The organism is Streptomyces sp. MAI_2237 (genome assembly GCF_054189285.1).
This window is the reverse complement of sequence record NZ_JAJPGQ010000002.1, coordinates 690,757-716,339: the sequence shown is the minus strand read 5'-3', so window position 1 is coordinate 716,339 and position 25,583 is coordinate 690,757. Positions and strand designations below refer to the sequence as shown.

Genomic DNA, 25,583 nt, shown 5'->3' with positions numbered 1-25,583 from the left:
GGATGTATGGGGAAAACCCCCGATGCCCTTTACTGGCATAGGGGATCAAATCGGCTTAACCGCCCGGACCTTCACGCTTCCTTCGAGCGCGCGTAATGCCGGGACGCCTTGGCCCGGTTGCCGCACGCCGCCATCGAGCACCAGCGTCGCGTGCCGTTGCGTGAGGTGTCGAAGAAGTGCAGGACGCACGCGTCGTGCGCGCAGCCGCGGATGCGGTCGGGTGCGGTGGCCAGCAGCTCCAGGTAGTTCCGGGCGGCGAGCCAGGCCGGCCCCCAGGCCGGGTCGGCGAACTCGGCCGATTCGCCGGGTCCTTCGGGGGTGAGCGTGGCCCGGATCCTGCCGTGCGCGAGCACCGCGTCCACGGCCTGCGCGCCCTCCTCCAGTGACCCGTCGACGGCCTTCTTCAGTGCGTCGCGGGCCCGCAGCAGGTGCCGCAGGGTCGTGGCGTCGGCGGTGAAGCGGTCGCCCAGGGCGTTGGCCGCGAGCCACACCGCGAGCCCGTCGGTGCCGGTGAGCAGGTCCTGAAGGACGCCCTCCCGGTTCCACCGCGTGTTGAGCAGGTCGAGCGCGAGGGGCTCACCGGTGAGGGGGCGCGGATCGCGGGCGGGGGGCATGGGGGCTCCTTCCTGGCTAACCACTCAAGGGTACGTGACCGGTTGCGCCCTCGACCCCTAACCCTTAATCTCATGTACAGAGGTTAGATCCGAGAAGGTCCGTCACAGGGAGAGACATGACGACGCTGCGCACCGGCCACATCGGCCTGAACGTCACCGACCTCGACCGTTCGCTCGCCTTCTACCGCGACGTGCTGGGCTTCGTCCTCGTCGCCGAGGGCAAGGAGGACGGCAGGCGGTACGCCTTCCTCGGCGACGGCGAGAACCTGCTCCTCACGCTCTGGCAGCAGGCGGACCAGGCGTACGAGGGCGCCCGCGCCGGCCTGCACCACCTTGCGTTCCAGGCGGACTCGGTCGAGCGGGTCAGGGAGTACGAGGCGGCGCTGAAGGCGTACGGCGCCGACTTCGCGTACGAGGGCGTGGTGGCCCACCGCGAGGGCGCCGCGTCGGGCGGCATCTTCTTCCACGACCCCGACGGGACCCGGCTGGAGATCTCGGTGCCCAGCGGGGCCGAGGGCGCGCCCGTGCCGGTCGAATCGGCTCCGACCTGCGGTTTCTTCTAGGTGACGGCGGTGCTCATGGACGTGTATCACGAGGGCGCGCGGGCGCTGCAGCAGCGGCTCGGCGTGCGCGACACCGCCGACCACGTGGGCCGGATGGTGGGGGAGGGCGTCAAGCCGGTGGCGGCGGCCTTCCTGGAACTGCAGCCGCTGCTGGTCCTGGGCGCGGCGGACCCGGCCACGGGCCGCGTCTGGGCCTCCGCGCTAACGGGCGCCCCCGGGTTCGTCCGGGCGACGGACCCGCACCAGATGTCGGTGACCGGTGCGGTGCGGGAGGGTGACCCGCTGGCGCGGGCGTCCGCGACCGCGGGCACGCCCGTGGGCACCATCGCCCTGGACCCGCGCACCCGGCGCCGCATGCGCCTCAACGGCCGGCTGCGACCGACGGCGCGGGGCTTCGCGGTCGCGGCGGAGAAAGTCTTCGCCAACTGCCCCAAGTACATCCAGCGGCGGCGGTCGTACGAGGTGGTGGACGGGCGCACGCCGCAGAGCCCCCGCGTCGGTGCGGAACTGACCGACGGCCAGAAGGAGTTCGTCGCGGCGGCGGACACCTTCTTCCTGGCCACGATCGGCCCGGGAGGCGTGGAGGTCAGCCATCGCGGTGGCAACCCCGGGTTCGTGCGGTCGGCCTCCCCGCGTGAACTGACCTGGCGGGACTACCCCGGCAACAACATGTTCCTCACCCTCGGCAACATCGAGGCCGACCCCCGTGCCGGACTCCTCTTCCTCGACTGGACGACGGGCACCACCCTGCAGCTGACGGGCGAGGCACGGACGGTGTTCGGGCCCGACGGGGAACGAGCGGTGCGCTTCACCACGAGTGAGGTCGTCGAGACGCGGTCCGCGCTCCCCCTGCGCTGGTCCGCGCCGGAATACTCACCTGCCAATCCGCCGCTGCCGGGCTAACTTCCCGGTGTGCGAAAGAAATTGAGGGTGGCGGCCTACGCCGTGTGCGTCCGCGACGACCGACTCCTGCTGGCCCGCGGCACCGGCTTCGACGGCCGGCCCGAGTGGACCCTGCCGGGCGGCGGCATGGAGCACGGGGAGGACCCCTACGACACCGTCCTGCGGGAGGTCGAGGAGGAGACCGGCTACCTGATCGAGGTCACCGGCCTCCTCGGCGTCCACACCAACCGCTTCCGCGTCCCCCGCCGTCTCGGCCGCACCGTCGACCGCCAGGGCCTGCGCCTGGTCTACGAGGGCCGCGTCACCGGCGGCGATCTGCGCCACGAGATCGGCGGCTCCACCGACATGGCGGCCTGGCATCCGCTGACCGACGTGAGCGGGCTGAACCGGGTCCGGCTGGTGGACGTCGCACTGACGCTGTGGCGGGAGCGGCCGGTCACCGGACACGTGACGCCGAGCACTCCCTGAAGGCCGCGGAACACCTCCCCTACCCCGGAAGATGAACACGGAGCGACCGGTCCCCGGCCGTGCGACGAGCACCCGTGAACGCGCGGGGTGCCCGTAGATCCACGTACGGTGATCGGCGTTGCGCGTTGCGGTCTCGTTCACGCGCAGGTCATCCCCGGTGCCAAGCATCCAGAGCGAGCGGGTCGTTCGCGCGAGCGAAAACCCGCGACCACTGCCGACGCGTCCGCACTCGGGGAGATCGCGCCATGTCGCGCACACGCTCTGTCGCCACCAGCACGCCGGCGGTCAACCGCCGTACCGTCCTCGCCGCCACCGGCGCGGCAGCCGTCTCCGCGGGCGTCGGGTTCGCCCTGCGGCCGACCGACAGCCAGGCCGCCGCCGCCACCGAGCCCCACCAGGCGGTCGTGGCGCAGTCCCGCCGGGCCGCGGCCGCCCCCCTCGCGCCCTACACCAAGGGCACCACCCTCGCGACCGTCGCCGCCCCGCGCACCAGCACGCCGTACCGCCGCCTCGGCGACGGTCCCGGCTGGAGCCGAGTGGTGCGCGGCGAACTCGCCGCCGCCAAGTCCGGCCGCGCCGGCCGCCGTACCGCGCTCGCCGCCTTCGTGCAGCTCACCGACCTGCACCTGATCGACGCCCAGCACCCGATGCGGCTGGAGTACCTGCGCTCCACCGACCCGCACGCCTGGCGCCCGCACGAGGCGCTGACCGTGCAGGGCGCCGTCTCCCTCGTGGAGCGGATCAACGCGCTACGCGGTGCCCCGGTCACCGGCTCGCCGCTGCACTTCGCCATGACCACCGGCGACAACACCGACAACAATTCCCAGACCGAGCTGGAGTGGTTCCTCAGCATCATGAGCGGTGGCAGGATCACGCCCAACTCGGGTGACCCGCGCCACTACGAGGGCGTCCAGAACAGCGGCCTCAAGCTGTACTGGCAGCCCGACTCCACGCTCCGCGACGGCGACAAGCAGCTCGGCTTCCCGCACCTGGCCGGCTTCCTGGCCGCCTCCACCCGTGAGGTGCGGAGCCCCGGCCTGAACCTGCCGTGGTACTCCACCGTCGGCAACCACGACGCCATGCCGCTGGGCTGCTACGGCCACGGCGACTCCTGGCTCGCCGAGTACGCCGTCGGCGGCAAGAAGCTCATGTCGCTGTCCGCGTCCGAGGCGAAGAAGCTCCAGGACCACATCAAGAACGGCAACGACCCCCAGGGCCATGCCTTCCGGGACCTGCTGAAGGCGCACGCCCGTGACATGCGCTCGGTCACCCCCGACGACCGGCGCGCCCCCTACACCCCGGCCGACTACCTCAAGGCCCACCTCGACCCCGCCCACCGCGGTCCTGGCCCGGTCGGCCACGGCTACTCCTCCGCCAACCTCGCGGCCGGCACCCAGTACTACACCTTCCGCATCGCCGACGACGTCATCGGCATCAGCATCGACACCACCGACCCCGGCGGCCACTACGAAGGGTCCATCGGGACGGCCCAGTTGAACTGGCTGGACAGGCAACTGCGGGACAACAAGGAGTCGTACGCGATCGTCTTCAGCCACCACACCAGCAAGACGATGACGAACACCGGCCACGCCGACCCCGCCCGGCCGAACGAACGCCGCCACGACGGCCAGGAGGTCCTCGCCCTGCTCGCCCGCCACGCCAACGTGCTGGCCTGGGTCAACGGCCACATCCACCGCAACGACATCACCCCGCACGCGACCTCGGGCGGACGCTCCTTCTGGGAGATCTCCACCGCCTCGCACGTCGACCACCCGCAGCTCGCCCGCGTGATCGAGATCGCCGACAACAAGGACGGCACGCTCTCGCTGTTCACCACGCTGGTGGAGTCCGCGGCCCCGCACCGCACCGACTTCTCCGACCTCACCCAGACCGGCCTGGCGGCTCTCTACCGGGAGCTGTCCTACAACGCCCCCGGCGCCAACAAGACCCTCGGCGGCGCCGCCGGCGACCGCAACACGGAACTCGTCCTCAAGAAGGGCTGACCCGAGGATCGCCCACGCGGGCATCCGAGGAGGGGCGCCCGGCCACCGCCGGCGGCCTCTCCTCTCCTGGTACCGGCCCACTCCGTCACTGGCGGGGCAGCACCACGACATACGCGGCCGGGTCCCGGTCGCCGGACGCCATCAGGGCCGTACGGACCACCGTCGCCTGCTGCTCCATGGTGTCCCGCAGCTTCTTCGGGGTGATGTGGACGACTGTGATCCCGAGCCGCTCCAGGGTCTCTCGTTTGCGGGCGCACTCCGACCACATCGCGTCCTCGTCCTGGCGGGGGGCGCGGGTGTCCAGGTCCACGGCCACCGCCTGCTCCGGCCAGTAGGCGTCCAGGCCCCCGAGGTGCGGGCCGCCGGGCAGGCGCAGATCGATGTTCCAGACCGGGTCGGGCAGGCCGAACTCCCGGACCATGCGGTACAGGCGGTCCTCCGCGATCGCGCGCCCCTCCGCGAGCAACGAGTCCACCGCGTCCAGCACATGCGGCCGGCTCAGCAGCTTGGCGTTTTTCAACTCCCGCACCACCGCGCCCGGTTCGCAGTGGCCGCGCACCGCCTCGGTCAGCAGCCGGTGCACATCGCCCGCGTCCGCCAGCTCGGACACCGCGTCGGCCAGCGCGCGCGGGACCGGTGCGACGGGAACTCCCGCCACCGCCTGGGGAGTCGGCAGGGCCGGTGTGCGCACGATCCGCGCGCAGCCCGTCGAGTGCAGCCGCCGCAGCCGGGGCACCAGGACGTCGATCTTCTCGATCGACGGCAGCGGGGGCGCGGACGTGAAGCCGTGCAGGGTCAGGGCCGCGAGCCCCGTGATCATCGCCTCCGCGTACACCGAGCGGCGCTGGTCGTCCGCTCCCGGCTGGGCGGGCACGCCGGGGGCCGACTCCCGGGCCGCGTACGTCAGCACCGCGTGCAGCCGCTCCTCGCTGGTCGGCGGTCCCGCGTGGAGCAGGAAGACACCCGGAAGGAACTGTTGCCAGGGGCCGCCGGCGCGGCACTGCTCGTTCATCTCCGCCGACGTCACGCCCTGCGCGCGCAGCTGCGCCGTGGTCAGTACGCGGCGCTGCACCTCGGACAGGCTGCGGAGGGTGCGGGGGGAAGCCGGGGGGAGTGGCGTGTTGTGGTTCATGGCGAGCAGCTTCCCGCGCCTGGCGCCCCCCTTAACCGCTGTTACACGCCCGTCGACAAATGCAGACAAGGCCGCACTAAAGGACGGGTGTTCGGATGCCGAGTAGGCACGAAAAACCCCTGGTCCGTTGGGGTGGGGACCAGGGGTTACGGCTGTGATTGCCTGGATTCCGTAACGGTCACCAAATGGGCAAGCTTAGGCCAACGGTCAGCTCTCGTCCGCCGCCGCGTCGCACGCCTGTCCGCGCAGCGCCCGCGCCAGGTCGTCCCGCGCCTCCAGCACCAGCCGGCGCAGGGCGGGCGCGGACTCCTCATGGGCGGCGAGCCAGGCGTCCGTCTCGCCCAGCGTGGCCTGCGAGTCCTGCAGCGCCGGGAACAGACCCCGGACCACGTCCATGCCGATCTGGATCGACCGCTCCTGCCACACCCGCTCGATGACCTCGAAGTACTTCGACGCGTACGGCGCGGTCAGCTCCCGCTGCGAGGGCTGGCCGAAGCCCGTGATCGTCGCCTCCACCAGCGCGTTGGACAGCGCGTCGGACTCCACCACCTGGGCCCACGCCTGCGCCTTCACCGCCTCCGAGGGCCGCGCCGCCAGGCAGCGCACCTGGTGCCGCTTGCCCGACGCGGTGTCGTCGCGGGCCAGTTCGGCGGCGAGGACCGTCTCGTCCGCGACACCGTGCGCCGCCAGCGGCTCCAGGAACGCCCAGCGCAGCTCCTGGTCGACCTCCAGCCCGTCGATCTTCTCGGTGCCCTCCAGCAGGCCCCGCAGCAGTCGCAGATCGTCCGGCGCCGACGCCACCGTCGCCAGGAACCGCGCCCACGCCAGCTGCTGCTCGCTGCCCGGCCCGGCCGCCCGCAGCTCGCGCAGCGCGCCCTCGGCCAGCAGCAGCCCGCCCCTCTCCCGCCACGCGGGGGCCGCGTAGTGGACCAGCGCGGAGTTCGCCCAGGCGTGCAGCATCTGCAGTACGCCGATGTCGGACTCGCGCCCCGAGAAGCGCAGCACGATCCCGATGAACTCGCGGGCCGGCAGCAGCGCGTCCCGGGTCATGTTCCACAGCGCGGACCAGCACAGGGCGCGGGCCAGCGGGTCCGTCATCGCACCCAGGTGCTCGCGCAGGGTGGCCAGCGAGGTCTCGTCGAAGCGGGTCTTGCAGTACGTCAGGTCGTCGTCGTTGACCAGCACCAGCTCCGGCGCCTCGGCGCCCGCCGGCTCCGACACGACCGTACGGGCGCCGTCGACGTCCACCTCGGCGCGCGCGTACCGCTCCAGCGCGCCCTCGGAGGTGCGCCGGTACAGGCCCACCGCCACCCGGTGCGGCCGCAGCTCGGGGTGCGACTCCGCCGCCTCCTGTACGACGGCGAGCTCGTCGACCCTGCCCTCGGCGTCCAGCAGCACCTGCGGCGTCAGCGAGTTGACCCCGGCCGTCTGCAGCCACGAGCGCGCCCACGCGCCCATGTCCCGGCCGCTGGTCTCGCCCAGCACCGACAGCAGGTCGCCCAGACGCGTGTTGCCGTACGCGTGCCGCTTGAAGTAGCGCCGCGCGCCCTCCAGGAACGCGTCCTGGCCGACGTACGCCACCAGCTGCTTCAGCACCGAGGCGCCCTTGGCGTAGGTGATGCCGTCGAAGTTGAGCTTGGCGTCCTGCAGGTCGCGGATGTCGGCGGTGATCGGGTGCGTCGAGGGCAGCTGGTCCGCGCGGTAGGCCCACGCCTTGCGGCGGTTGGCGAAAGTGATCCAGGCGTCCTCGAACCGGGTCGCGCCGACGTTGGCGAACGTGCCCATGAAGTCCGCGAAGGACTCCTTCAGCCACAGGTCGTCCCACCACACCATGGTGACCAGGTCGCCGAACCACATGTGCGCCATCTCGTGCAGGACGACGTTGGCGCGGGCCTCGTAGGAGGACCGGGTCACCTTGCCGCGGAAGATGTACTCCTCGCGGAAGGTCACCAGCCCCGGGTTCTCCATCGCGCCGAGGTTGTACTCGGGCACGAACGCCTGGTCGTACTTGCCGAAGGGGTACGGGTAGTCGAAGTGCTCGTGGAAGAAGTCCAGGCCCTGCTTGGTGACGAGGAAGACGTCGTCGGCGTCGAAGTAGGGCGCCAGACCCTTGCGGCACATCGCGCCGAGCGGGATGTCGAGGCGGGTGCCGTCGGGCAGGGTGCGCGCGTAGGAGTCCGTGACGTAGTGGTACGGCCCCGCCACCACGCAGGTGATGTACGTCGAGATCGGCTTCGTCTCCGCGAACCGCCAGATGCCGTCGGCGAGTTCGCCCGCGCCGTTGCTCCACACCGTCCAGCCCTCGGGCGCCCGCACCTCGAAGCGGAACGGCGCCTTGAGGTCGGGCTGCTCGAAGTTCGCGAAGACGCGGCGCGAGTCGGCCGGCTCGTACTGGGTGTAGAGGTAGACCTCGCCGTCCTCGGGGTCGACGAAGCGGTGCATGCCCTCGCCAGTGCGCGAGTAGGCACACTGCGCGTCCACGATCAGCTCGTTCTCCGCGGCGAGGTCCTCCAGGAGGATGCGGGAGCCGTCGAAGACCTCACCGGCGTCGAGGTCCTTGCCATTGAGTGAGACGGAGGTCACACTCGGCGCGATCAGGTCGGCGAAGGTGGCGGCTCCGGGCTCGTTGCAGCGGAACCGGATGGTGGTGACCGAGCGGAAGGTGCGCGGCTCCGCGTCCGTCCCGCCCACGGCCGACCGCAGGTCCAGGGACACCTCGTACCCGTCGACGGACAGCAGGGCGGCCCGCTCCCGGGCCTCGTCACGGGTCAGATTCTCACCGGGCACGGGCGGTACTCCCTCGACAGGTGTTCGGTATGTGGACACGGTTTCCTGCTGATCCTGCCATGCGCTTTCGGCTGCGGGCACCCGGCAAGGCCGGGAATGGGGACGGTCCTGCCCGGCGTTGATGGTTGAAACGAACACTTTCCTAGGAGAGCCATGCCCGAGACCGCGAGCACCTCCGCGAAGACCCCTGTCGACTTCTGGTTCGACCCGCTGTGCCCCTGGGCCTGGATGACGTCCCGGTGGGTGCTGGAGGTGGAGAAGGTCCGCGACATAGAGGTCCGCTGGCACATCATGAGCCTGGCCGTGCTGAACGAGGACAAGCTCGACCAGCTGCCCGAGGAGTACCGGGACATGCTGGCCACCAAGGCGTGGAAGCCGGTGCGCGTGGTGACCGCCGCGTGGCAGAAGCACGGCGCGGACGTCCTCGGCCCGCTGTACACCGCGCTCGGCACCCGCATCCACAACAACGGCGAGGGCCCGACCCTCGAGGCGATCGCCGGCGCCCTCGCCGACGTCGGCCTGCCCGCCGACCTCATCGACTACGCCGACCAGGAGGACTTCGAGTTCGACGCAGAACTGCGCGCCTCCCACAAGGAGGGCATCGAGAAGGTCGGCCAGGAGGTCGGCACTCCCGTCATCGCGGTCCCCGGCGCAGACGGCGAGCAGATCGCCTTCTTCGGCCCGGTCGTCACCCCGGCCCCCAAGGGCGAGGAGGCCGCCCGCCTCTGGGACGGCACCCTCGCCGTCGCCTCGGTCCCCGGCTTCTACGAGATCAAGCGCACCCGCACGAAGGGCCCGGACTTCAGCAACCTGTGACCGTGCCGGTCAGCTGAAGGATGCGGGGAGGGAGAAGCCGTCCTTCTGGTTGAAGTAGGGCTGGACCCACAGGCACTGCCCCAGCTTCGTCTTGCCCTGGCAGCGCCAGAAGCCGTGAGCGCCCTTCTTCTTGTAGACCGACGCGATGTGCCTCTCCTCCTCGGCTGTGACCCTTCGGAACGGATACAGCTTTCCGTCGGGGCAGTTGGGGCAGTGCAGTTCGCTGGACACAGCAGCCTCCCGTACGGGCCGGCGAAATGGTCGGAACCGGGAGCATAGGGGTGCCGCGTTCGGTCGCGTGAGTCCGGAATCCGTCCTGCCAGGTCGGATTCCGGGCGTCACTTGTCGGCGGCCTCCTCCTCGCGAAAACTTTCGGGGAGGAGGCCACGGTCGTACTTGTTCAGGTGGCGGTAGTACGTCAGGCAGCCCTTGGCGGTGCAGCGCCACAGGTTGTCCACCTGATGGTCGTCGCCCTTCTCGGCGCGGATCGCTGCCTTCTCCTTCTCGTCGAGGAGCCGGAAGGGCTGCATGTCGCCGCAGGTGGGGCAAGCCAGCGTTCGTGTCCTCATCAGGCTCTCCTCGCCCGGTCGCGGGCCGTTGCCAGCCTCTCCAGGTGGTTCTCGAACTCCTTCGCGTAGTACGCCGCCCGGGCCGGGTCCGGTTCCACCACCGTCGTCGGTTCGGTCCATGTCGTGGTGTCGAGGTCCACCCCGTACCGCGCGGCCGCCGCCAGGACCGCGCCGCGGGCGCCCACTTCGCCCTCGATCACCTGCAGCGGGCGACCCAGGACGTCCGCCAGCAGCCGCATCCAGGCGGGGCTGCGGGTGCCGCCCCCGCAGACGGCCAGCGTGCCGGTCAGGCCGGCCGCCTTCAGGCAGTGCCGGGCCGCGAAGCCGATGCCCTCGCAGGTCGCGCGGATCAGGTCGGCCTTCGTCGACTCCAACGACACCCCGGTCAGTTCGGCGCGCAGCCGGGGCTCCACGAACGGCGCCCGCTCCCCGGACGGGGCGAAGTACGGCAGGACCCGCACCCCGTGCGCGCCCGGCGGCGTCTCGGCCAGCAGGGCGTCGACCTCCTCGTGGGCGACGCCGGTCGTCGTCAGCACCCAGTCCAGGGCCGCCGTACCGACCATCGCCGGCATCGCGCGCAGCCAGTACCCGGGACGGTCGGTGCTGATGTACAGGCCGGCCGGCTCACCGGTCAGGTCGAGGTCGGTCGTCGCGACCAGGCCGGCCAGACAGGTGCCGACGATCAGCAGACCGTCGCCCGGGGACGTCACCCCGGCGCCGAGCGCGCAGGACGGCAGGTCGTACGGGCCGTTCGCCAGCCGCGTGCCCGCCGGAAGCCCTTCGCGCGCCTCCGCCGTGGCGATCGGGTCGCTGACGGGGGCGAGGAGGCCCCGGCGCCGGGTGAGCCCGAGAAGCTCCACGACCCGGTTGTCGTAGGCGCGGGTGCGCGGGTCCAGGAACGGCATCGAGGCGTCCGACACGTCCGTCGTGGGCCGGGAGCGGCCGGTCAGCCGCTGGAAGACCATGTCCTTGCAGTAGACGGCCGCCCGAGCCGCGTCCAGCGCCTTCGGCTCGTGGCTGTCCAGCCAGGCCAGCAGCGGGCCCGGACAGCCCGGGAACATCGCACTGCCCGTGCGCCGGAACACCGTCTCGAACGTGCCGTCCGCCAGCCACCGGTCGACCAGTTCATGGGCCCGGCCGTCCATCCAGGAGGCGGCGGCACGGACCGGGCGGCCGTCGCCGTCGACCAGCCAGACGCCGTCGCCCTGGCCGGTCAGGCCGGCCAGGGCGACGGGTCCGGGAGCGCGGGAGGCGAGTTCCCCGAGCACGGCGAGGACCGCGCAGTACACCTCCTCCATGTCCTGCTCGACAACGCCCCCGTGCAGCGACAGACCCACCGGGCGCGCGGCGACGGCCAGTTGGCGCCCCTCGTCGTCGAACGCGGCGGCCTTCACCATGGACGTGCCCACATCGATACCGACGTACATCTCGCCTCCCGGGTCAGGTCAGACAGTGCGCCAGCGGCTCCCCGCGCACCCAGCGCGCCACTTCCTCCGCGGCGATCCGCGCCGCCTTCTCGGCGACGGCGCGCGAGGCGCCGCCCAGGTGCGGGGTCAGCACGACACGCTCGGCCAGCGCGTGCAGCCGCGAGTCCGCCGGCAGCGGTTCCGTCGCGTACGTGTCCAGGGCCGCCGCCGACAGCCGTCCGCTCTCCAGCGCGTCGCACAGCGCGTCCTCGTCCAGCAGTGGCCCGCGTGCCACGTTCACCACCACCGCCCCCTCGGGCAGCAGCGCCAGCTCACGCGCGCCGATCAGGCCCCGCGTCTCGGGGGTGAGCCGGGCGTGCAGGGTGATCACCCGGGAACGGCGCAGGAGTTCGTCGAGGGAGTGCACGCGCAGGCCGTGGATCTCGCCGCGCACGTAGGGGTCGTGGACCATCACCTGCGCGCCGAACGCGCACAGCGCGCGGGCGACCCGGCTGCCGACGGCGCCGTAGCCGACGAGCCCGACCGGCAGGTCCTCCAGCTCCAGGCCGCTGTGCTCGTAGGTGTAGTACGTCGCCCCCTGCCAACTTCCGTGTCCCGCCAGGAGGGTGTGGGCCTGGGGGATGCGGCGCAGGGCCGACAGCAGCACGCCGACGGTGAACTCGGCGGTCGCGGCGGCGTTGCGGCCGGGGGAGAAGCAGACGCGGACGTCATGCCGCTTGGCCGCGTCCAGGTTGACGTTCACGGGCCCGCCCCGGCAGACGACGACCAGGCGCAGGCCGGGGCAGGCGTCCAGGACGCGTTCGGTCACCGGGCCCATCTGGGTGACCAGCACCTGGGTGTCCGCCAGTGCCTCGATCAGCTCGTCCTCGGCGTCGCTCGCCTCGGTCACCTCGGCCACCGGGCCGAAGGGTTCCAGCGGCCAGCCGAGGGTCAGTTCGGCCACCTCGCAGGGCAGTTCGTCGCCGATGGCCCGCCGGATCAGCGACGGCAGGATGAAGTGGTCGCCGGCCGCCAGGACACGTACGTGTTCGCTCATCGCAGGGAGTCTCCCGTCTCGGCGTCGAAGACATGGGTGAGGCGCGCGTCGGCGGTGACCCGGACGGCCTCGTCGTGGCTGAGCCGCGCCTCGGGACCGGTCAGGACGACCAGGGGGCGTTCGACGCCGGCCAGTGCGAGGGTGGCGATCCCCGCCTCCAGCAGCGGCTCGTGGGCGACGACCCGGGCGGGCAGGCCCTCGGCGCCGGTGAGGGACAGGTCCTCCGGACGGATCCCGACGACGATCTCGCGGCCGGGCGGGACGGGGACGGGCAGCGCCACGCGCACGGAGCCGGAGAGGCGGGCGTGGCCGTCCTCGTCCGCGACGGCGGGAAGCAGGTTGATCGCGGGTTCGCCGACGAAGTCCGCCACGAACAGGTTCGCGGGGCTGTCGTAGATCTCGTACGGGGTGCCGAGCTGCTGGATCACGCCGTCCCTCATCACCGCGATGCGGTCGGCGAGGGAGAGCGCCTCCTCCTGGTCGTGGGTGACGAGGATGGTGGTGTGGCCCAGGTCCCGCTGGATGCGCTTGAGTTCGCGGCGCGTGGTGTCGCGCTGGGCCGCGTCGAGGTGGGACAGCGGCTCGTCGAGGAGCAGGACGTCGGGTTCGCGGATCAGGGCGCGGGCGAGACAGACGCGCTGCTTCTGGCCGCTGGAGAGGGTCGCCGGGTGGGCGTCGAGCAGGGGCGCGAGATCGACCCGGTCGGCCATGTCCGCGACCCTGCGGGCCACTTCGCGCCGGTCACGGCCCCGGCGGGCCCGCAGGCCGAACGCCAGGTTCTCGGCCACGGTGAGCGGCGGGTAGAGGGCGTAGTTCTCGAAGGCGACGCCGATGTTGCGGGCCTGCGCGGGCAGCGCGGTCACGGACCTCCCGGCCACCAGGATGTCCCCGCCGGTCACCGTCTCCAGGCCGGCGATCATGCGCAGGGTCGTCGACTTGCCGCAGCCCGAAGGGCCGAGGAGGCCGAGGAGTTCCCCGGAGCACAGGGTCAGGTCGAGGCCCCGTACCGCGGTGACCGGCGGCCGGCCCCGGGAGCGGTAGGTCTTGCGCAGGTCACGTAGTTCCAGCTCGGTCATCGCCGCCCCCTCCTTTGTGGCTCGTTCGCCTCCGGGGCGCTTCAGCCGGTGTCGAGGCCGCGACCGTGCTCGGCCCTTCGGGCCTCCGCGCGCTCGCGGCCTCGACACCGGCGCGCCCCTGCGGCTCACTCGCCGGCACCGTCGCGCAGACTTCGTAGGTGACCTTGTGCTCGTCCAGGTCCCGCAGCGCCTCCGCCGACGCCCCGTCGTCCACCAGGAGCAGGTCGAAGCGGGAGAGCGGAACGACCCGGTGCAGGGCCGTGCGGGCCAGCTTGGTGTGGTCGATCAGCAGGACGCCGCGGGCGGCCGAGTCGAGCATCGCCCGCTTCACCGACACGATGTGCTGCTCCTGGTGGTAGGCGTACCCCCCGTGCACGGCCGACGTGGAGGCGAAGCAGAGGTCCACGCGCAGCGACTGGACCGCCTCGACGCAGGAGACGCCGAGGAAGGAGGAGTGCAGGGGGTCGTAGTCGCCGCCCAGGGCCATCAGATGGATGCCCCGCTGGTCGGACAGCAGGTTGATCGCCTGGAGGAAGTTGGTGACGACCGTGAGCGGGGTGATCTCGCCGTGGCGCAGGCGGCGGGCTATCTCCAGGGTCGTCGTGGAGTCGTCCAGCATGATCGCCATGCCGGGCTCTATGAGGGCGAGCGCACGGTCGGCGACCGCCGCCTTCTCGGCGCGCATGGTCTTCAGGCGGTATTCGACGTTGGACTCGAACACCCCGGACGGCTGGGCCGTCACCCCGCCCCTGAACTTCCTTACGATGCCCTGCCGTTCGAGTTCGTCGAGGTCGCGGTGGATGGTCATCAGGCTCACCCCGAACCGCTCGGCGAGCTCGGCCGCCGTCGCCGAGCCCTCGGCCAGGACCTGTTCGGCCATGGCGGCCTGGCGGGCCGCGGGCCCCTGCTGTGCACCGCTGCTGCTGCTCATCGTTTCCCGATCCGTCGTCCTGGGCCCTGCGGCCCGTCGGCCTCGAACAGCAGCAGGTTCTCAGGCCGCACCGTCAGCCGTACCGGATCGTCGGGCCGCAGGCCGGCCGTGTCGCCGCGCGGGGCGACCAGCGAGACGTGCTGTGCGCCCAGCCGGACGGTGACCTCGACGGACCGGCCGAGCACCTCGGTGACGTACACGGTGCCGGTGAGCTCGTGGCCGGGCGCGGTGAGGGAGAGGTCGCGCGGGCGCACGCCGGCCAGGACCTCCGTGCCCGCCGGGGCCGCCGCGCGGACGGGCAGCTTCACCTTCCCGTCCGGCGACCGGAAGCCGCCGTCCTCGGTGACCGTCCCCGGCAGCAGGTTGATCCGCGGGCGGCCGAAGGCCCGGGCGACCTCGGTGTCGTGGGGCCCGTACCAGATCTCCTCGCGGGTCCCGGTCTGGACGATCCGTCCGTCGCGGATGACTCCCGTCCGGTCGCCGAGGGCCAGGGCCTCGACCGAGTCGTGGGTGACGTAGAGGGTGGTGGTGCGCTGGACGTCCCCGATCGCCTTCAGCTCGGCGCGCATCTGCTGGCGCAGCTTGGCGTCCAGGTGGGAGAGGGGCTCGTCGAGGAGGAAGGCACGGGCGGGGCGGACCAGGACCCGGCCGAGGGCGATGCGCTGCCGCTGGCCGTTGGAGAGCAGGCCGACGGGGCGCTCCAGCAGGGCACCGATGCCGAGGAGTTCGGCGATGGCGTGGACGCGGTCGCGGGCCTCGGCGGCGGGCAGGCGGTGACGGGGGGAGCGGAGCGGGGAGACGAGGTTGTCGTAGGCCGACTTGTGCGGGTAGAGGGCGTAGCTCTCGAAGCACATCGCCACGCCCCGGTCGTAGGGCTCGACGCCCGCCATGTCCTCGCCGTCGAGCAGGACCGTGCCGGAGTCGGGGCGTTCCAGACCGGCGACCGTCTTGAGTGTGGTGGTCTTCCCGGCGCCGGAAGGGCCCAGGAGGCAGAAGAACTCCCCTTCGCGAACGTCGAGTTCGAGTCCGTCGAGGGCGGTGACCGCGCCGTACGCCTTGCTGATCCCGCGCAGCCCGATCACGACTTCACCGCCCCGAAGGACAGTCCCCGCACCAGATAGCGCTGGATGGTCAGGGCGAGCAGCAGCGGCGGTACGACCGAGACCAGGGCCGCCGCCGCGGTGAGGTTGTACTTGGGGCGGTCGCCGCCCAGGAAGCTCAGCGCGCCGACGGTCACCGTCTGGGCCTCGTTGGAGGTGAGGATCAGCGGGAAGACGAAGTTGTTCCAGGCGAAGATGAACGCCAGCAGGGACACGGCCGCGACGCCCGGCTTGACCAGCGGCAGCGCCACCTTGAAGAAGGCCTGCTTGCGGGTGTAGCCGTCCAGCAGGGCCGCCTGCTCCAACTCCGGTGTGAGGTCGGCGAAGTAGGACCGCATGATCCACACGATGAGGGGGAGCGTGACCAGTTGCAGGACCCAGATCATGCCGACGTACGTGTCGAACAGACCGAGCTTCTGGTAGAGCACGAACAGCGGGATAATCACCGTCAGTTCGGGTGCGAAGCGGAACGACAGCAGCGTGAACATCAGGTTCTCGGAGCCCTTGAACCGCCAGCGCGCCGAGGCGTAGGCGGCGGGCAGCCCGACGAGCAGGGACAGCGCGACCGCGCCCACCGACACCACCAGGCTGTTGACGAAGAACCGTACGAACGGGATGCCCTCGCTGTCGCCGAGCACCGTCCGGTAGGAGCCGAGGGTGGGGGTGAAGGAGAAGTACGTGCTGAAGAGCTGGTTCGCGGGCTTGAGGGACAGGATCACCATCCAGGCGATCGGGAAGAGCGCGAAGACGAAGTAGAGGATGAGGACCGCGTCCGCGAGGACGCCCACCAGACGTTTCCGCACGGTCATTTGGCCTCGGCCGCCTTTCGCTGGATCCGGCCCAGGTGTTTGACCAGCACCATCGCGGCGAGGTACACCACGGCCCACAGCACGATCGTGTAGCTGATGCCGAAGCTGTAGCGCTGGAAGCGGATGGCCTCCAGGTAGGCGCGGATCTGCAGGACCACCGTGGAGTCACCGGGGCCGCCCTCGGTCAGGGCGTAGATGATGTCGAAGACCTTCAGCGAGTCCATGAACCGGAAGATCACCGCGACCAGCACGTACGGCCACAGCATGGGCAGCGTCAGCCGCCGGAAGGTGTACCACCAGCCCGCGCCGTCCACGGCCGCCGCCTCGAACGGGGAGGTGGGCAGCGACCGCAGACCGGCGAGGGCGAGGATCGCCACGAACGGGGTGTAGACCCAGACGTCCACGGCGATCGACGACAGCAGCGCGCCGGTCGGGGTGTCCGTCCACTGAACTCCCCCCAGGCCGACGGGTTTCAGCAGATGGTTCACCACCCCCACCGACGGCTGGAGCATCAGCTTCCACATGATCGCCGCGATCACCGGGGCGATCATCAGCGGCAGGATGAGGATCTTCTCCAGCACCCGGCCGACGAGCGAGGAGCGGTGCAGCAGCAGGGCGACGGCCACCCCGAGCACGGTCTCGGCGGCTGCGGCTCCGACCGCGTAGAGGACCGTGACCCAGGCCGAGTTCCAGAAGGCGTCCTGGGTGAAGACGGTCTCGTAGTTGTGCAGCCGCACCATGTCGGGCCGCGGCTTGCTCGCCGAGAAGTCGAAGAGCGTGTAGTACAGGCCGAGGCCGAACGGGTAGAGGATTCCGCAGGTCAGCAGCAGCGCCGGGACGATCAGCAGGTACGGGCGCAGGGTGAGCCGCCAGCCCATGGCCGCTCAGTCCACCTTGGCGGCGAGGTCGCCCGCCAGCCCGTTCAGCACCGACCGCGCGTTCTTGCCGCCGTAGATCTCCTGCAGTGCCGCTGCCCAGCTGGTGGTGGCGTCGAAGAACTGGGCCTGCGGGGTGAACTGGATCTTCGTCTGGTCGACGACCGTCTCGAAGGTCTCGATGAAGCCGGGCAGGTGCCGCATCTTGTCCTGGTAGGCGGGGTCCCGGCTGACCGACCGGCGCACCGGGTCGATGTGGTTGCCGGTGACGGCCGCCCGGCGCAGGTGCTCCTTGCCGGTCGCCCACTGCAGGAACAGCCAACTGGCGCTTTTCTTCTTCGACTTGGCGTTCATGCCGAGCGACCAGATCCACATGTTGGTGGCGAGCGAGCCGTCCGGGCCCTTGGGACCGGGGTGGAAGGCGATCTTCCCGGACGCGGGGCTGGCGCCCTTCACGGCCTGGAAGTAGGCGGCCGTGTCCGCGTCGAAGAGCATGCCGGCCTTCTTCGCCCCGAGGTCGCTGGAGCACTGGTACCAGGTGTACGACGTCCAGGACGGCGGCCCGCCCTGCTTGACCATGCCCGCCCAGTCCCGGGTGAACGCGACGGCCTCCGGCGTGTTCATCGCGGGCTTCAGCTTCCCGCCGTCCACGGTGAAGTCACGCAGGCCGTTGCGGGCGTACATGGTCATGAAACCCGGGTGGATGGTGGCCCAGCTGCGCGAGCCGCGTACGGCGATCCCGTACATGCCGTCGTAACCGACGTCCGGCGCCTTCCGCTTGATGGCGCCCGCGATCTCGCGCAGTTCGTCGAAGGACTCGGCCGGTCTCAGGCCCAGTTTCGAGAACACCTCGGTGTTGTAGGCGACGACGTTCGTCTCCCAGCCCCACGGCAGCGCGTACTGTCCGCCCCGGCCGAGCGGGGCGCCGTCCTTCAGCGACCACTGGTCGGCCTGGAGGAGGTTGGGGAAGAAGTCCGCCCGGTCCCATTCGTCGCCGGTGGCCGAGGAGTTGCGCATCCAGGGGCCGAGGTCCTCCAGCCAGCCCGGCGGGCCGTACTGCCAGACCATGTACGCGCCGAGCATGAAGACGTCGTAGGAGGCGCGGCCGCTGGACAGGTCGACGGTGAGCTTGTCGAAGTAGTTGTCCTCGGGGAAGACGTCGTACTCGACCTTGATGCCGGTCTTCGCGGTGAAGGACTTCAGGTCGGCGATCAGGGCGTCGGTGTACGGGTGCTTGTTGAGCAGGGCCTTGACCGTTTTGCCCTTCTCCCGCTTCCAGTCGAAGGAGCCGGTGACGTCGTCGGCGGCCGAACCGCCGCCCTTGTCGTCGTTGCCGCCGAAACCGGCGCCGCAGGCCGCCAGCAACGGGGTCGCGGCGGCCCCGGCGGTCAGGGCGAGGAAGTGTCGGCGGTCGTGCGCGTGCGTGTCCATCCGTGACCTCCGAGTGGGGTCGGGCCCGGTGCGCAGGCGTGGGGGTAACACGTCGAGTCGACTCGCTAACAGAGGGTGTAACGGCGGAAGTTGCGCGTCAATCCCTCGCGCAGGCGAAAATCGCGGGTCAATATCGGGGGTAGGTGTGAAGTTAACAGACTGGATCGCGATGCCCGGGAGGTCCGGATGCCGGACGAGCAGGAGGCGTGGCTGGGGATCGACCTGGGCACGCAGAGCGTCCGCGTGCTGGCCGTCACCGGAGACGGGACGGTCGTGGGGCGGGGAGCGGCCCCGCTCGGCGGGCGGCGCGAGGCAGAGCGGCACGAGCAGGAGCCGGGGGAGTGGTGGGAGGCGGTGTGCGCGGCCACGCGGCAGGCGGTGGGGGAGGGGCCCGGGGTGCGGATCGGCGGGCTCGCGGTGTGCGGGACGTCCGGAACGGTGCTGTTGACGGACGTGGCCGGGCGGCCGCTGAGCCCCGGGCTCATGTACGACGACCGGCGGGCCGCGGGGCAGGCGGCGCGGGCGCGGGCGGCGGGACTCGCGGTGCAGGACACCTGGGCGCTGCCGAAGGCGATGTGGCTGGTGGAGGAGTACGGCGGCCTCGCCGAGACGCCCGTCCGGGCCCACGCCCACCTCCGGGTCGCCCGGCCGCCCCGCTTCCGGCTCGCCCACCAGCCCGACGTGATCGTCGCCCGCCTCACCGGCGAACTCCCGCCCGCCGACTCCTCCCACGCCCTCAAGACGGGCTACGACCTCGAACAGGACGCCTGGCCGTACGCCACCCTCGCCGAACTCGGCCTGCCCGACGGCCTGTTGCCCGAGGTCGTGCCCCCCGGGACACGGCTCGGCACGGTGTGCCCGGATGCCGCCGAGGCCACCGGCATCCCCGCCGGCACCCCCGTCGTCGCCGGGATGACCGACGGCTGCGCGGCCCAGATCGCCTCCGGCGCCCTGCGCCCCGGCTCCTGGAACTCGGTGCTCGGCACCACCCTGGTCCTCAAGGGCGCCTCCACCACCCCGGTCCACGACCCCACCGGCGTGGTCTACAACCACCGCGCCCCGGACGGGACCTGGCTGCCCGGCGGGGCCTCCAGCGTCGGCGCCGGGGTGCTGACGGCGGCCTTCGCGGGCGCCGACCCGGCGGTCATGGACGAGCGGGCGGCCGCCCGCGAACCGTCCGGCGCGGTCGCCTACCCGCTGGTCTCGCCCGGCGAGCGCTTCCCCTTCCATGCCCCGCAGGCCGTCGCCCTCGTCCTCGGCGAACCGCGGGACGACGCGGACCTGTGGGCCGCCTTGCTGCAGGGCGTCGCCTTCACCGAACGCCTCTGCCTGGACTACCTGCACCACCTGAGCGCCCCGCTGGACGGCCCGCTCACCTTCACCGGCGGCGCCGCCCGCAGCGGGTACTGGAACCAGCTGCGCGCCGACATCCTGGGCCGCCCGGCCCGCCTACCGGCCCAGACCGAACCGGCGCTGGGCATGGCGGCGCTGGCCGCGCACGGCGTGTGCTCCCTCGGCCTCGCGGACGTCGCCGAGCGCATGGTGCGCGTCCGCACCGTCGTGGACCCCCGCCCGGACCGCACCGCCCTGTTCGCCGAGCCGTACGCGCGGCTGGTCGACGAACTGCGCGCCCGCGGCTGGCTCCCCGCCCCGGTCGCGGCGCACGCGCACGCCCGCCTCACCCGCGATACTGCGGACTCATGACCGCCATCCTCCTCCTGGCCCGCCACGGCCAGACCGTCTGGCACGCCGAGAACCGGTACGCGGGGACCAGCGACGTGCCGCTCACCGAGACCGGGTACGCGCAGGCGCAGGCCCTCGGCCGGTGGGCCGCCGCCCACCCCGTCGACGCCGTGTGGACCTCCCCCCTCTCGCGGGCGGTCGTCACCGCCGAGCCCGCCTGCCGGGCGCTCGGACTCACCCCGAACCGCGAGCCCGACCTGCGCGAATGCGACTTCGGGGTGATGGAGGGCCGTACCCTCGCGCAGTTCGCGCAAACGGACCCGGACGCGGCGGCGGCCTTCCGCGCCGACCCGGTGGCCCACCCCTTCCCCGGCGCCGAGGACCCGGCCGCCGCCGCCGGCCGGGGAGCCGCCGCCCTGCGCCGCATCGCCGCCGCCCACGACGGCGAGCGGGTCCTCGTCGTCGCCCACAACACCTTGCTGCGGCTGGTGCTGTGCAGGCTGCTGTCCATCCCGCTCGGCGAGTACCGGCGGGTCTTCCCCCGGCTGCGGAACGCCGCCGTCACCGAACTGCGCGCGGATGCCGACCACGTCGGCCTGATCTCGCTGAACGTGCCCTGTGACCGGGAAACGGCGTAGGCGGGTGAACGGATGACGAAAAGCCCCGACGGCCTCGCCTCGCAGCGGCTTCCTCAGCGGCTCGCGCGGGCGCGCTGCCAGGCGTACCCCACGACCGCCAGGAACAGCGTCATCCCGCCCGTCGAGTACAGCTGCACCCGGGTGCCCGGCTCGCGGGCCATCAGGACGAAGATCGCCACCATGCCCGCCAGCGCGACCCAGGTCAGCACCGGGAAGGCCCACATCCGCACGACCAGCCGGTCCGGTGCCTCACGCTCCAGTCGGCCGCGCAGCCGCAGCTGCGAGACGGCGATGAAGATCCACACGACCAGGATCACCGCGCCGATCATGTTCAGCAGCCACGGGAAGACGTCGTCCGGACGCCAGTAGCTGAGCACCACGCACCCGAAGCCGAAGACGGACGAGGCCAGCACGGCCGTGCGCGGCACCCCGCCCGACACCCGGCCCAGCGCCTTGGGGCCCTGACCGCGCTCGACCAGCGAGTAGGCGATACGCGAGGAGCCGTAGACGTTGGCGTTCATGGCGGACAGCAGCGCGACCAGGACGACCACGTTCATCAGCTGTCCGGCGCCGGGGATGCCGAGATGGTCCAGAGCGGCGACGTACGGGCCCTTCTCCACCACCTCCGCCGAGTCCCAGGGGACCACGGTGACGACGACCGCCATCGAGCCGATGTAGAACAGCGCGATGCGCCACATCGCCGTACGGACGGCGCTCGCCACGCCCCGCACCGGGTCCGGCGACTCGGCCGCCGCGATGGTGACCGTCTCCAGGCCGCCGTAGGCGAAGACCGAGGCGAGCAGGCCGACCAGCAGGCCCTCGCCGCCGTGCGGCAGGAAGTCACCGAGGTTGCTCGCCCCGGGGGAGTCCGTGCCGGGCAGGACGCCCGCGATCGCCAGCACGCCCAGGACCAGGAACAGGCTGATCGCACCGACCTTCAGGGCCGCGAACCAGAACTCGAACTCGCCGAAGTTCTTCACCGCGGCGAGGTTGGCGGCACAGAACACCACCATGAACAGGGCGACCCACCCCCACTCCGGGGTCTGCGGCAGCCATCCGGTCACGATCTTCGCCGCGCCGATGCCCTCCAGGCCGACGGCCGTGCACAGCAGCACCCAGAACGACCAGCCGGCGGTGAACCCCGCCCACGGCCCGAGGGCCCGCTCGGCGTGCGCCGAGAACGAGCCCGACGAGGGATACGCGGCCGACATCTCGCCCAGCATCCGCATCACCAGCATCACGAGGAGACCGGACAGGGCGTAGGCGACCACGATCGACGGCCCGGCGGCGGCGATACCGGCGCCGGAACCGACGAACAGCCCCGCCCCGATCACCCCGCCGAGGGCGATCATCGACAGATGGCGCTGCTTGAGGCCGTGGGACAGGGCGGTGTCGTCGTCCGCTCGCGGCGGTGCGTCGACCGGGGTGGTGCTGTGCGGCATGGGCGCGGCTCGTCCAATGCGTGAGATGGGCAAAACGCCCACAGTCTGGGCGGCCCACGCGGCCGCGAGGCAGGGCCGCCCAGCATCCGGACGGGTAGGCTGCGCGGAGTGATCGACCGGCTACGCGCGTCTTCGGCCGGGTGCCGCGGAGCACGACGAAGCCCAGGTCACGCCCGCCGAGTGAGCGGTGTCACGCCGGAGCCGGTGTAACGGGCATCCTTTGTCCGGAGCCCACCAAGGCCCGCCGTCGGCCTTTGTCGGGCGCTGACGGTGATCGCGGGGAGCACTCCGGGTTAGCGTCACGGTGTCCCCGCCCGTCCCGACCCCGGAGCCCCCATGAGCACCGCTGCCGTCACCCCCGCCCGCCCCGGACAGGTCCTCGCCGACCTGCTCCCCGCCTCCCGCGTCCGGGACGTGGCCCTCGTGGTCGGCGGTGCCGTGCTCACCGGTCTCGCGGCCCAGATCTCCGTGCCCGTCCCGCACTCCCCGGTGCCCGTGACCGGCCAGACCTTCGCCGCTCTGCTGGTCGGCACGAGCCTCGGCGCGAGCCGCGGGCTGGCCTCGCTCGTCCTGTACGCGCTCGCCGGACTCGCCGGTGTGCCGTGGTTCGCGGGCGGCACCTCCGGTGTCTCCGTCTCCTTCGGCTACATCCTCGGCATGCTGCTCGCGTCCGCCGCCGTCGGCGCCCTGGCCCGCCGCGGCGCCGACCGCTCCGTCTGGCGCATGGCGGGCACGATGCTGCTGGGCGAGGCCCTCATCTACGCCGTCGGTGTCCCGTACCTGGCCTACGCCGCCGGCCTGTCCGCCTCCGCCGCGGTCGCGGCCGGCCTCACGCCGTTCCTGATCGGCGACGCCCTCAAGGCCGCCCTGGCCATGGGTCTCATGCCGGCCGCCTGGAAGCTCGTCGGCAGGCGCTGAGGCCGTAGGGGCCGGCGAAGAGGTTCGCCGGGTCGAGGCTCGCCCTCATCCCGGCGAGCCTCGCGTGCGTTCCGGGGTCGTACAGTCCCTCGCTCCGGTCACCGGCCCCGAAGGCGAAGTTGCGGGCCCGCCCGATCGTCGTGTTCGCGAGCAGCGCGAGGGCCGGGTCCACCACCGCACGGGCCGCCTCCCGCTCCCCGGCGCTCAACAGCCGCAGCAGGAAACGTCCTTCGCGATAAGGCACGCAGTTCGGCGCGGGCCGCGCGAGGGCCCCGCCCAGATGGTTGATCTGCACCACGCACATCGGCCCGCCCGCGTCCGGCCCGGTGCGGGCGAGCAGTTCACCGGCCCCGGCGAGGTTCAGTTCGCTCAGCACCGCGCTGTCGCCGTAGTAGGCGTGCGGGAAGTCCGGGTCGCTGTGGATGGTGTGGCTCTGCGCGTACGGCATCTCGCGCAGCGAGTCGGCGAGCACGGGCCCGAACTCCCGCAGCGGCGCCACGACCGCGTCACCGTCGCCGCCGGTGTACGCGACCCGCACCGAGACCACGTACCGCCCGCGCAACCGCGGTGGAAGCGCCGGCAGGTCCGGATACGGTACGGCGGCGAAAGACGAGGTCAGCTCGTCCGGCACGGTCCGGGTCCACTCCTCGTACGCGCGCAGCAGGGCCGCCGGGTCCACCGCGTGCCCGTCGAAGGCGAGCGAGCCGCCGTAGAGCCGGTGCACCGGTACAAGCCCGATCTCCAGCCCGGTCACGACGCCGAAGTCGGCGCCGGCGCCCAGCAGCGCCCAGTACAGGTCGGGGTCGCAGGCGCGGGTCACATGCCGGCACCGCCCGTCCGCCGTCACCATGTCCACCGCGCGCACATGGTCGGCCGCGTACCCGAACTCCCGGGCGAGGATGCCCAGTCCGCCGCCCAGGGTGTAGGAGACGGCGCCGACGCCGGGCGCGGAGCCGTTGAGCGGCGCGAGCCCGTACGGTTCGGCCGCCGCGACGACCTGGCCCCAGCGGACACCCGCCCGCACCCGGACGGTGCGTGCGCCGGCATCGACGGCCACGCCGTCCATGCGCCTCGTCGTGACGAGCACGCCGCCCTGCGAGGCTCCGGGCAGCCCGTGACCGGTGGCCTGGACGCCGATCGGCAGGCCGTGCCCGGCCGCGTACCGCACGGCGGCGGACACGTCACCGGCCGAGGAGGCGGCGAAGACCACGTCCGGCCGCTGTTCGAACCCGGTCTGGAAACCGCCGAGTTCGCCGTCGTAGCCCGGGTCGCCGGGGCGCAGGACGAGCGGTTCGGTGGGGTTCTCGGCGACATCCATGACCCGCACTGTGCCCGCGTAACCTGACAACCGCCGTCAGCTTTTCGGGAAAGGGCCCGGCGAGGGCGATCACCCCCGCCGGGCCCGTCGGACATGCCGTCCGCTCAGCCCGGCCGGCGCGGCCGGACCCGCTCAGCCGCGCGGCCGCAGCGGGCCGACCGGCCGCCGGGTCGACCACCACAGCCCGGCCGCACCGGCCGCGACCAGTGCCGCGCCCGCCGCGCCCAGCGGCAGGACGTCCCGCCCGACACCGGTCTTGGGCAGTTCGGTCTCGCCGCCCGGCGCCACCGGCTTGTTGTCGGTGCCGAGGAGCAGCGGGGTGGCGGGGGCGTTCGGAGAGGGGTTGTTGGTGCCGAAGGGGACCGGCCCCTGCTGCCAGTACGTCTTCTTCCCGTCAACGGTCTGCACGGGCAGACAGATCTTCCCGGTCTTGCCCAGGTCGTACGTCGCGTCGACGGCGTACGACTTCGATTTACCGGCCGCCAGATTGTCGATGGGGCAGGAGAAACCGCTGTTCGAGCCTTTCGGAAGGCTGTTCTCGGCGATCGCCGAACAGCCGGCGACGTTCTTGACCGTGAGACCGTCGAAACCGACGACCAAGAGCTGGATCTTTCCGCTGTCCTTGCTCCCCTGATTCTTCACCGTGGCGGTGATCGCCGTCTTCTTCGTGCTGTTGTCGACCGAGATCTTCGAAGGCAGGAATGTGGTCAGCTCGACGCCCGCCGGCGCCTTGTCCATCACCTTTCCGCCCTTGCTGCTCCCGGGTCCCTGGTCATCCGCGCTGGCAGTGCAGGAAAGGATCATCACCACCGAAAAAGATGCGGTGACCAGCGATCCTGCGATGACCGTGATGCGGCGAGAACTCATGTTCGGACCCCCCTTGTGCTTCCCCCGGCTGCGCCTGAATTCGCAGTACTTGAAGAGGTACCACAAGATTTCTCCGCACTATGCTGGTACGGCACGAAGTGTGACCATTGTGTTTCAGTGGGGGCGGATCGGAGCGCTACCGAGGTCGTCTCGGGTTTCAGGGGATGTGTCAGTTCA

24 protein-coding genes are annotated in these 25,583 nt (G+C 71.7%); 8 read left to right on the top strand and 16 right to left on the bottom strand.

Going from position 1 to position 25,583, the window contains the following annotated elements:
• Positions 1-71: 71 nt before the first annotated feature.
• Complete coding sequence (locus LN251_RS08085) at positions 72-614, bottom strand: CGNR zinc finger domain-containing protein (protein ID WP_458243789.1); 543 nt, start codon at positions 612-614, stop codon at positions 72-74.
• Positions 615-730: 116 nt separating this feature from the next.
• Between LN251_RS08085 and LN251_RS08080 the strand changes: the two genes are divergently transcribed.
• The 4 genes from LN251_RS08080 (at position 731) to LN251_RS08065 (ending at position 4,551) form a co-directional block, all read left to right on the top strand.
• Complete coding sequence (locus tag LN251_RS08080; protein WP_458243788.1) at positions 731-1,177, top strand: VOC family protein; 447 nt, start codon at positions 731-733, stop codon at positions 1,175-1,177.
• A gap of 15 nt (positions 1,178-1,192) precedes the next feature.
• Positions 1,193-2,080 carry a pyridoxamine 5'-phosphate oxidase family protein gene (locus tag LN251_RS08075; protein WP_458243787.1) on the top strand — a complete coding sequence of 296 codons (888 nt, stop codon included), beginning with the start codon at positions 1,193-1,195 and terminating at the stop codon, positions 2,078-2,080.
• 9 nt (positions 2,081-2,089) lie between these two features.
• The gene (locus tag LN251_RS08070) at positions 2,090-2,548 is read left to right on the top strand and encodes an NUDIX hydrolase (RefSeq protein WP_458243786.1); all 459 of its coding nucleotides are present in this window, start codon (positions 2,090-2,092) and stop codon (positions 2,546-2,548) included.
• A gap of 245 nt (positions 2,549-2,793) precedes the next feature.
• Positions 2,794-4,551, top strand: a complete 1,758-nt coding sequence (locus tag LN251_RS08065) for a TIGR03767 family metallophosphoesterase (RefSeq protein WP_458243785.1) — start codon at positions 2,794-2,796, stop codon at positions 4,549-4,551.
• 85 nt (positions 4,552-4,636) lie between these two features.
• Here LN251_RS08065 and LN251_RS08060 read toward each other — a convergent pair whose 3' ends face one another.
• Together LN251_RS08060 and pepN are read right to left on the bottom strand one after the other, a co-directional pair.
• A complete protein-coding gene (locus LN251_RS08060; protein WP_458243784.1) occupies positions 4,637-5,683 on the bottom strand; it encodes a hypothetical protein in 1,047 nt (348 codons plus the stop codon).
• A gap of 207 nt (positions 5,684-5,890) precedes the next feature.
• Positions 5,891-8,470, bottom strand: coding sequence for an aminopeptidase N (gene pepN / locus LN251_RS08055; RefSeq protein WP_458243783.1), 2,580 nt, complete (start codon positions 8,468-8,470; stop codon positions 5,891-5,893).
• A 153-nt stretch (positions 8,471-8,623) separates the two neighbouring features.
• Between pepN and LN251_RS08050 the strand changes: the two genes are divergently transcribed.
• The gene (locus tag LN251_RS08050; protein WP_058925273.1) at positions 8,624-9,286 is read left to right on the top strand and encodes a mycothiol-dependent nitroreductase Rv2466c family protein; all 663 of its coding nucleotides are present in this window, start codon (positions 8,624-8,626) and stop codon (positions 9,284-9,286) included.
• A 9-nt stretch (positions 9,287-9,295) separates the two neighbouring features.
• Here LN251_RS08050 and LN251_RS08045 read toward each other — a convergent pair whose 3' ends face one another.
• The 10 genes from LN251_RS08045 to LN251_RS08000 all read right to left on the bottom strand — a co-directional run bounded on the left by LN251_RS08045 (position 9,296) and on the right by LN251_RS08000 (position 18,540).
• Positions 9,296-9,517: a hypothetical protein gene (locus LN251_RS08045; RefSeq protein ID WP_458243782.1), complete on the bottom strand. Its 222-nt coding sequence runs from the start codon at positions 9,515-9,517 to the stop codon at positions 9,296-9,298.
• 107 nt (positions 9,518-9,624) lie between these two features.
• The gene (locus LN251_RS08040; protein WP_458243781.1) at positions 9,625-9,855 is read right to left on the bottom strand and encodes a hypothetical protein; all 231 of its coding nucleotides are present in this window, start codon (positions 9,853-9,855) and stop codon (positions 9,625-9,627) included.
• Positions 9,855-11,282, bottom strand: coding sequence for an FGGY family carbohydrate kinase (locus tag LN251_RS08035; protein ID WP_458243780.1), 1,428 nt, complete (start codon positions 11,280-11,282; stop codon positions 9,855-9,857). The genes LN251_RS08040 and LN251_RS08035 overlap by 1 nt, the downstream gene beginning before the upstream one ends.
• A 13-nt stretch (positions 11,283-11,295) precedes the next feature.
• Positions 11,296-12,318, bottom strand: coding sequence for a 2-hydroxyacid dehydrogenase (locus LN251_RS08030; protein ID WP_458243779.1), 1,023 nt, complete (start codon positions 12,316-12,318; stop codon positions 11,296-11,298).
• Entirely contained in the window at positions 12,315-13,394 is a 1,080-nt protein-coding gene (locus LN251_RS08025; RefSeq protein WP_458243778.1) for an ABC transporter ATP-binding protein, read from the bottom strand. Before LN251_RS08025 ends, LN251_RS08030 begins: the two co-directional genes overlap by 4 nt.
• Entirely contained in the window at positions 13,372-14,325 is a 954-nt protein-coding gene (locus tag LN251_RS08020; RefSeq protein ID WP_458243777.1) for a DeoR/GlpR family DNA-binding transcription regulator, read from the bottom strand. Before LN251_RS08020 ends, LN251_RS08025 begins: the two co-directional genes overlap by 23 nt.
• Positions 14,322-15,407: an ABC transporter ATP-binding protein gene (locus LN251_RS08015; RefSeq protein ID WP_458243776.1), complete on the bottom strand. Its 1,086-nt coding sequence runs from the start codon at positions 15,405-15,407 to the stop codon at positions 14,322-14,324. Before LN251_RS08015 ends, LN251_RS08020 begins: the two co-directional genes overlap by 4 nt.
• Entirely contained in the window at positions 15,404-16,234 is an 831-nt protein-coding gene (locus LN251_RS08010; protein WP_458243775.1) for a carbohydrate ABC transporter permease, read from the bottom strand. The genes LN251_RS08015 and LN251_RS08010 overlap by 4 nt, the downstream gene beginning before the upstream one ends.
• Complete coding sequence (locus tag LN251_RS08005; RefSeq protein ID WP_458243774.1) at positions 16,231-17,112, bottom strand: carbohydrate ABC transporter permease; 882 nt, start codon at positions 17,110-17,112, stop codon at positions 16,231-16,233. The genes LN251_RS08010 and LN251_RS08005 overlap by 4 nt, the downstream gene beginning before the upstream one ends.
• Before the next feature lie 6 nt (positions 17,113-17,118).
• A complete protein-coding gene (locus LN251_RS08000; protein ID WP_458243773.1) occupies positions 17,119-18,540 on the bottom strand; it encodes an ABC transporter substrate-binding protein in 1,422 nt (473 codons plus the stop codon).
• A gap of 186 nt (positions 18,541-18,726) precedes the next feature.
• On the opposite strand from LN251_RS08000, the gene LN251_RS07995 reads away from it, so the two are divergent.
• Positions 18,727-20,244, top strand: a complete 1,518-nt coding sequence (locus LN251_RS07995; protein WP_458243772.1) for an FGGY-family carbohydrate kinase — start codon at positions 18,727-18,729, stop codon at positions 20,242-20,244.
• Positions 20,241-20,861 (top strand): histidine phosphatase family protein, encoded by a 621-nt coding sequence (locus LN251_RS07990; protein ID WP_458243771.1) that lies wholly within the window; start codon positions 20,241-20,243, stop codon positions 20,859-20,861. Before LN251_RS07995 ends, LN251_RS07990 begins: the two co-directional genes overlap by 4 nt.
• A 53-nt stretch (positions 20,862-20,914) precedes the next feature.
• On the opposite strand, the gene LN251_RS07985 is transcribed toward LN251_RS07990, so the two are convergent.
• The gene (locus LN251_RS07985) at positions 20,915-22,303 is read right to left on the bottom strand and encodes an amino acid permease (RefSeq protein ID WP_458243770.1); all 1,389 of its coding nucleotides are present in this window, start codon (positions 22,301-22,303) and stop codon (positions 20,915-20,917) included.
• A gap of 336 nt (positions 22,304-22,639) precedes the next feature.
• On the opposite strand from LN251_RS07985, the gene LN251_RS07980 reads away from it, so the two are divergent.
• Positions 22,640-23,221, top strand: coding sequence for a biotin transporter BioY (locus tag LN251_RS07980; RefSeq protein WP_058925290.1), 582 nt, complete (start codon positions 22,640-22,642; stop codon positions 23,219-23,221).
• Here the strand turns inward: LN251_RS07980 and LN251_RS07975 are convergent.
• Positions 23,184-24,539, bottom strand: coding sequence for an FAD-binding oxidoreductase (locus tag LN251_RS07975; RefSeq protein WP_458243769.1), 1,356 nt, complete (start codon positions 24,537-24,539; stop codon positions 23,184-23,186). The genes LN251_RS07980 and LN251_RS07975 overlap by 38 nt on opposite strands.
• A 132-nt stretch (positions 24,540-24,671) precedes the next feature.
• Entirely contained in the window at positions 24,672-25,406 is a 735-nt protein-coding gene (locus LN251_RS07970; protein WP_458243768.1) for an LPXTG cell wall anchor domain-containing protein, read from the bottom strand.
• Between the last annotated feature and the right edge of the window lie 177 nt (positions 25,407-25,583).

Bases quoted from the DNA above. Each gene is read 5' to 3' on its own strand.
- LN251_RS08085 (WP_458243789.1), bottom strand. From the start codon at position 614: ATGCCCCCCGCCCGCGATCCGCGCCCCCTCACCGGTGAGCCCCTCGCG.
- LN251_RS08080 (WP_458243788.1), top strand. From the start codon at position 731: ATGACGACGCTGCGCACCGGCCACATCGGCCTGAACGTCACCGACCTC.
- LN251_RS08075 (WP_458243787.1), top strand. From the start codon at position 1,193: ATGGACGTGTATCACGAGGGCGCGCGGGCGCTGCAGCAGCGGCTCGGC.
- LN251_RS08065 (WP_458243785.1), top strand. From the start codon at position 2,794: ATGTCGCGCACACGCTCTGTCGCCACCAGCACGCCGGCGGTCAACCGC.
- LN251_RS08060 (WP_458243784.1), bottom strand. From the start codon at position 5,683: ATGAACCACAACACGCCACTCCCCCCGGCTTCCCCCCGCACCCTCCGC.
- LN251_RS08050 (WP_058925273.1), top strand. From the start codon at position 8,624: ATGCCCGAGACCGCGAGCACCTCCGCGAAGACCCCTGTCGACTTCTGG.
- LN251_RS08040 (WP_458243781.1), bottom strand. From the start codon at position 9,855: ATGAGGACACGAACGCTGGCTTGCCCCACCTGCGGCGACATGCAGCCC.
- LN251_RS08035 (WP_458243780.1), bottom strand. From the start codon at position 11,282: ATGTACGTCGGTATCGATGTGGGCACGTCCATGGTGAAGGCCGCCGCG.
- LN251_RS08030 (WP_458243779.1), bottom strand. From the start codon at position 12,318: ATGAGCGAACACGTACGTGTCCTGGCGGCCGGCGACCACTTCATCCTG.
- LN251_RS08025 (WP_458243778.1), bottom strand. From the start codon at position 13,394: ATGACCGAGCTGGAACTACGTGACCTGCGCAAGACCTACCGCTCCCGG.
- LN251_RS08020 (WP_458243777.1), bottom strand. From the start codon at position 14,325: ATGAGCAGCAGCAGCGGTGCACAGCAGGGGCCCGCGGCCCGCCAGGCC.
- LN251_RS08010 (WP_458243775.1), bottom strand. From the start codon at position 16,234: ATGACCGTGCGGAAACGTCTGGTGGGCGTCCTCGCGGACGCGGTCCTC.
- LN251_RS08005 (WP_458243774.1), bottom strand. From the start codon at position 17,112: ATGGGCTGGCGGCTCACCCTGCGCCCGTACCTGCTGATCGTCCCGGCG.
- LN251_RS08000 (WP_458243773.1), bottom strand. From the start codon at position 18,540: ATGGACACGCACGCGCACGACCGCCGACACTTCCTCGCCCTGACCGCC.
- LN251_RS07995 (WP_458243772.1), top strand. From the start codon at position 18,727: ATGCCGGACGAGCAGGAGGCGTGGCTGGGGATCGACCTGGGCACGCAG.
- LN251_RS07990 (WP_458243771.1), top strand. From the start codon at position 20,241: ATGACCGCCATCCTCCTCCTGGCCCGCCACGGCCAGACCGTCTGGCAC.
- LN251_RS07985 (WP_458243770.1), bottom strand. From the start codon at position 22,303: ATGCCGCACAGCACCACCCCGGTCGACGCACCGCCGCGAGCGGACGAC.
- LN251_RS07980 (WP_058925290.1), top strand. From the start codon at position 22,640: ATGAGCACCGCTGCCGTCACCCCCGCCCGCCCCGGACAGGTCCTCGCC.
- LN251_RS07975 (WP_458243769.1), bottom strand. From the start codon at position 24,539: ATGGATGTCGCCGAGAACCCCACCGAACCGCTCGTCCTGCGCCCCGGC.
- LN251_RS07970 (WP_458243768.1), bottom strand. From the start codon at position 25,406: ATGAGTTCTCGCCGCATCACGGTCATCGCAGGATCGCTGGTCACCGCA.